This window comes from Cyanobacteriota bacterium, from assembly GCA_025054735.1.
In the GTDB taxonomy this organism is placed as follows: Bacteria; Cyanobacteriota; Cyanobacteriia; order SKYG9; family SKYG9; genus SKYG9.
The window spans coordinates 1-1513 of sequence record JANWZG010000618.1; the positions used below are offsets into that span (position 1 = coordinate 1).

Annotated in this window: 2 protein-coding genes; one reads left to right on the forward strand and one right to left on the reverse strand. The window is 50.5% G+C overall.

Translation table 11 applies throughout. The features are described from left to right. Positions 1-361 precede the first annotated feature (361 nt). A complete protein-coding gene (locus tag NZ772_18760; GenBank protein MCS6815599.1) occupies positions 362-1150 on the reverse strand; it encodes a hypothetical protein in 789 nt (262 codons plus the stop codon). Between the two features lie 132 nt (positions 1151-1282). Between NZ772_18760 and NZ772_18765 the strand changes: the two genes are divergently transcribed. After that, a partial coding sequence (locus tag NZ772_18765; protein ID MCS6815600.1) for a TIGR00303 family protein occupies positions 1283-1513 on the forward strand: 231 nt, incomplete at its 3' end.

A 1513-nucleotide genomic window follows, 5' to 3' on the forward strand; every position in this document is an offset into this window, starting at 1 on the left:
GACGCTTCTACAGTGTTCAAAGAATAGTGTTCAATGGGAAGGTTAGGCCACGATTACAGTCGAAGTTTACAGTAAGAACCTAAGTTTTCATCACCAAAATCCCAACTGACCCGTGCGTTACCATGCGGCCATTATAGTGGTGCAGAGCAGGAAATAACTAACCCCGCACCTGCCCCAATGGCAGTAGATTTGTGGTTATCTTCACAAAAAATGCTGCTTGTAAAAAGGTAACTACTCGGTCTGTTCTCACTCTAAATCCCTCTCCCTGGAGAGAGACTTTGAATTGGTTCGCTTCCCCTGCTAGGGGATAAGGGCTGTTTATAGGCTGAGTAGTTACGTAAAGAGTTAATGGCCCTATGCCTCAACGCTCAGATTTGCTAGATGGCTTCCGAGGTAACGGGGGTAGCGGTTGCAGCGGAACAGGTTCTAACTGGCGATCGCACAGTTGCAGACCATCAAACAGCGCATCTTGCACCATAGATTCCTGCTCCTGTCCTACCATCAAGCGGAAGCAGTCAGCAATAACAGCGCGATCGTCAGCATCTAGTTGTGTACGCTGAAGCGATCGAGTCAACTGTTTCACGGCTACCAAGCGCCTCAATGGATCCTCATGGCTCAAATCGGCTAGATAGTTCGAGAAAATAATGTCCTTGCGATCAGCGCGGCGTTGCAATAATTGTCCCACCAGCAGCAGCAACACGGCCAAGGTACCACCACCTTGAAGCAGGGCACCCGTCGCAATCCAGGGACTAGAGGCCTCTGACCAAATTGAAACAGCCAAGTACGTACTCAGAATAGCTAATAGGCCATCCCCAACAGCCAGGATAAACTGACGACTAGGTGCCTTAATGTAGAGCGTAGAGAAACTGGTCACTAGCTTATAAAGTGGTACCCACCGTTGTCGCCAACCGGGCTGCTGCATGGCATAGATCACACCCATCATCGTTAGGCCACTGACCGTTGCCACTAACAGCTTGTGATCCCACAAAAACAAACCGGAGGCAGCTAGCAGTCCTAACAGCCAAGTACTAGCTTTCTGGAGCTTGATACGGCGCAGTAGTGAAGATTTGCGGCGCTTCCGGCGATAGGCCACCGCACCAGAGGGGGGAAAATCTAGTAAGCGATTGCGTCGAAGGAATGTTGATGCCACAGACAATCGTTGCGCTACGAAATGACACTATTGATTCTAGACGACATTCGCCGATCTCGGCTGAGATTTTGCCATGATCGACAACTAAGGTGGACTAAGGTGGACGCACAAGCCATGAATGACTGGTCAGAGATGATTACATGCTATACCCAGCCCTTAGTCGGCGATCGCTGGTTACGGCGCTATCAGCATATCTGCCCAACGATCGCCTGTGTTCTAGGATTTACAGCCACTGGATTAATTCCGGGGATTTCTGCCGCCGGAGCAACCCCCCGCGATCGTCAGTTCACAGCCCTTGCCGACGCTGAGTTTCTATGGCACGGGATCCAACCATCTCCGATTTATCCATTACCACCTCTGATG